Here is a 4,330-nt window from a genome sequence, read left to right as displayed (position 1 = left end):
GGAATATCATTAAAAGCGGTATTTTAAACTGACTGAGAGAACTCATTGATATGGGTTCTCTCTCTAAAAAATCCATCTAAGGAGAGATAATGGATAAAAGAGATATAGTTGAAAGAATATTAAAGTCCATAAAAGAAAGTAAATTAGAAAAAACATCAATCAATAAAATATTAAATGAAAAAAATGAAAGTCCGGGCAACCTGTATTATCATTTTAAAAGTAAAAATGAGATGTATAGAGAGGTATTACATTATTCTTTTGGAGAAATAGAGAATTCTTTGGAACAATTAAAAGTCACAAAAGGCAGTATAAAGAACCTTTATAGACTAACAGAAAGATTAATAAATTTTTTTGAAGAAAGAGATGACATTCTTTTATTTATGTTAATATATAAAGGGTCTTCCTATATAAAAAGTAAAACAGATTCTAAAAGATTTTTGGAAAGGTTTAAAAAAGAACTGGAAAAAGAAGGTATAGATGAAGAATTGACAGATTTAAAATTAAGGGCTTTTACAGGGGGGCTTTGTGAGATATTGTATACAAGTATTTTTATACATGAAAAACATTTAACAGAGAAAGAAACATTAGAAATATGTGAATTGTTTTGGGGAGAATGTAATTAAAAACTATATGATAAATAGAAATATACTTATAAACATGATATACTTAAGTAATATTAAACTTACTATATACAAGGAGATGATTATGGAAAAATTAACAGCTTTTAATAAAAGGAAATTTTTCTATTTTTTGATGATATTTTTTGTATTATTTCCAGTAGTACATTCAGATACAATATCTGAATATGAAAAAATACAGGAGAATATTGATAAAGATGAGAAAAGACTGGTTGAAATTTTTAAGGATATCCATGCTAATCCGGAACTGGGGTTTCAAGAAAATAGAACAGCAAATATAGTAGATACAGAGTTTAAAAATTTAGGATATCAAACAATAACAGGAATAGGAAAGACAGGTGTGGCAGCAATTATGAAAAACGGGGATGGTCCAATTGTAATGTATCGAGCAGATATGGATGGACTGGCTGTTAAAGAGACAACTGGTCTGCCTTATGCCAGCACTAAGGTAGGTAAATTGGAAGGTGTCGATGGAGCAGAGCTCCCGTTAATGCATGCTTGTGGTCATGATGCCCATGTTACCTGGATGCTTGGAGCAGCAAAAGTTATGTCTGAAAATAAGGATAAGTGGAAAGGAACATTAGTTTTCATAGCACAGCCAGCTGAAGAACCAGGTTTAGGCGCTCGTGCCATGGTAGAAGATAATATGTACAAAAAAGGAGTTCCAAAACCGGATTATTTAATAGGGATGCATACAGCCCCAATACCAGTAGGAACATATGTTGCGGTTCCGGGAGCAAGAATGGCAGGAATGGATCAAATTGATGTAGTTTTTAACGGAGTAGGCGGTCATGGTTCAGCTCCCCAGGTAGCGAAAGATCCTGTTATAATGTCAGCAATAGCAGTAACATCTTATCAGTCAATAGTAAGTCGTGCAATAGATCCTCAAAATGCAGCAGTGTTAACAGTGGGATCAATACAGGCAGGAACAGAAAACAATGTAATACCAGCCTCTTCATTAGTAAAAATAAATTTGAGGTGGTTTAATGAAAATGATAGAAATATAATGGTTAACGGTATCCAAAGAATAAATGAGGGGATAGCATTTTCCTATGGATTAAATAAGGACATGTATCCGAAGATGATTAGAAAAGGCTGGGCTGCCCCATTAGTAAATGATAAAGAACTAACAGAAAGAATTGAAAGAGCTCTTCAGAGCAATATAAAGGGGATAGAAAATTTAAAGAATTATCCACCGGCAATGGGCTCAGAAGACTTTCATCATTTAGTTCTTGATAATACCAAACATATATATTCTTATATACTAGTAGGAGTAGCAGATCCGAAAGTTTTTGAAAAAGCTCAGAAAGAAGGAAAACCATTTCCTTATTTTAATCATAACGGGAACTTTATGGTGGACTTAAAAGCAATATCTTACGGGGTAAAAATAGCTTCAATAAGTCTTTTAGATGTTTTCAATAATAAATAATATTTATTGAAAAAAATTGAAATTTATTATATAAAATAGATACAGGGAAATGAAGAATTGAAAATACAGATCAGTTGTTTTATAATAACTGATTTTTTTATAGGAAGGGTATTTTTGAAAATTTATTATCAAAAAATATAGATTTATTAAATAAAAATATTCTATTATTTTATTAATTAACTTTAGACAAAAAATGATATTTAATATATAATGATATGTTCAAAAAAATTCAGGAGGTAACAAAATTGTTCAATAAATTTTTTCATTTAGAAAAAAATAAAACTACTTTTAAACAAGAAGTTATTGCAGGATTTACTACATTTTTCACAATGGCATATATTATTTTTGTTAATCCTATAGTTCTAGAAGGGTTGGGAATGCCGAAAGCTCCATTAATTACTACTACATGTTTAGCAGCTATTGTGGGAACTTTACTTGTTGGCTTATGGGCAAATTTACCTTTAGCCATGGCACCAGGAATGGGGCTTAATGCATTTTTTACTGCCTTGGTAGTAAACTCAAATGGGTCTTTAAACTGGGAAATTGCTTTAGGAGTAGTTTTTTTATCAGGATTATTATTTACAGTTCTAACTTTTACAGGATTTAGAGAGAAAGTAATTATCGCCATTCCATTTCAATTAAGGCTTGCAATTGGAGCGGGAATTGGTCTTTTTATAGCATTTATAGGACTTCAGGATTTAAAATTAGTTGTAGGGGATCCATTTACAATAATTAGAAAACTCAACTTTATAGTTCCAGAAAATAAAGTGTTTCTTACTCCACTTATTTTAGGACTGACAGGTTTTATTATCATGGGAGTGCTTTAAATAAAAAAATAAAAGGAAGTATTTTAATTGGGATAGTCATTACCACAATTTTAGGGATAATTACAGGACAGGTACATATGCCATCTACATTCTATTCATTACCCCCTAGTATTATACCACTTGCTTTTAAAATGGATATTATAGGTACACTAAAAATTTCACTTATCGTTCCAATTTTTTCATTAATGTTTGTAGATTTATTTGATTCTCTGGGAAGCATAATTGCATGCGCAAATGAAGCGGGGTTTGTAGATAATGATGGAAATATACCAAAAATAGATAAAATTTTAAAAGCTGATGCTTTTGCAACGACAATAGGTGCAGCCATAGGTACTAGTAGCACAACTACATTTGTAGAATCTGCTACTGGAATTGCAGAAGGGGGAAGAACTGGACTTACTTCTATAGTTGTTGCATTTTTATTTGGAATATCATTATTTTTTTCTCCTCTTATACAGGTAGTTCCAAAATTCGCTACAGCACCAGCACTCATTATTGTAGGCATACATATGTTTAAAAACCTTCTTGATATAGAACTAAATAAAGTAGAAGTTGCTATTCCTTGTTTTCTAACAATACTTTTAATGCCACTTACATATAGCATTAGTACTGGAATCGCTTTTGGTATAGTTTCTTATGTTATTATTAGTATATGTACTGGAAAAATAAAAGAAATACCAATTACTACCTGGTTTATTTCTATATTATCACTTATAAGTATAGTTTTATAGGGTGGTGTAATGCTTGTGTAGTGGTCAAGTAAAATTGCTAAGCATGTGATTGGTATTAGTATAAAAAAGTGGATACAAAGAGCTTGATCACTACAAAAATGATAAAAAATCTATCCTCAAATTATGATTTTATGCAAGATTTGACTTGGTCTATCTAATTTTTTGGTAGGAGCCGATTTTTGACTTTTTTTAACAAAAAGTCAATTTTGGTATTTCATTATCTGAAAACTTGAAAGGAATAAATAAAATGAAAAACGTATATGTATTAATATTTTTAATCTTATTTTCTATTGTTAATGGAAATAATTTTGATATTTTAGAAGATAATGGAGTTTTATTTTTTAAATACTCTAAAAATAATCTAATAAATGAAGTAGAAAATTTTCTGGAAAAATATAAAGAGTTACTAGATAAAGATTTTGAATTTGTGGGAGAAAAAAAATATGTAGAAGAAACAAAAATAGAGAAAAACCAAGCAATATATTATATTTGTAAATTAGAAAATAATATAGAAAAATGTCTTTTCTATATTAATGGAAAAAAAAGAAATTATTCAGAAAAAGATATATCAAGTAAAAAAACTAAAATGACATTGACATACGATGAAAATGGTAAAACACCAAGATATTTATGTAGTGCTATAGTAAAGTAGGAACACCAAAATCTAAACAATGATATAATAAAAAAAGAAAGAGGTGTTTTGAA

The 4,330-nt window shown here is 29.6% G+C and carries 5 protein-coding genes; all 5 read left to right on the top strand.

From position 1 onward, the window contains the following. Window positions 1-89: 89 nt before the first annotated feature. The 5 genes from NK213_RS19005 (at window position 90) to NK213_RS18990 (ending at window position 4,277) form a co-directional block, all read left to right on the top strand. Window positions 90-623: a TetR/AcrR family transcriptional regulator gene (locus tag NK213_RS19005; RefSeq protein WP_253352196.1), complete on the top strand. Its 534-nt coding sequence runs from the start codon at window positions 90-92 to the stop codon at window positions 621-623. An 82-nt stretch (window positions 624-705) separates the two neighbouring features. After that, window positions 706-2,067 carry an amidohydrolase gene (locus NK213_RS19000; protein ID WP_253352195.1) on the top strand — a complete coding sequence of 454 codons (1,362 nt, stop codon included), beginning with the start codon at window positions 706-708 and terminating at the stop codon, window positions 2,065-2,067. A 245-nt stretch (window positions 2,068-2,312) separates the two neighbouring features. Beyond that, on the top strand, window positions 2,313-2,894 hold the full coding sequence (locus NK213_RS20735; protein WP_371926468.1) for a solute carrier family 23 protein: 582 nt from the start codon (window positions 2,313-2,315) through the stop codon (window positions 2,892-2,894). An 8-nt stretch (window positions 2,895-2,902) separates the two neighbouring features. Then, window positions 2,903-3,625: a solute carrier family 23 protein gene (locus NK213_RS20730; RefSeq protein ID WP_371926469.1), complete on the top strand. Its 723-nt coding sequence runs from the start codon at window positions 2,903-2,905 to the stop codon at window positions 3,623-3,625. Between the two features lie 247 nt (window positions 3,626-3,872). Continuing rightward, window positions 3,873-4,277, top strand: coding sequence for a hypothetical protein (locus tag NK213_RS18990; protein WP_253352193.1), 405 nt, complete (start codon window positions 3,873-3,875; stop codon window positions 4,275-4,277). Window positions 4,278-4,330 lie beyond the last annotated feature (53 nt).

Origin of the sequence: Sebaldella sp. S0638, assembly GCF_024158605.1 — a bacterium.
GTDB lineage: Bacteria > Fusobacteriota > Fusobacteriia > Fusobacteriales > Leptotrichiaceae > Sebaldella.
Note: the sequence above shows the minus strand (reverse complement) of the source record. Positions and strands in the feature narration are given on the sequence as shown.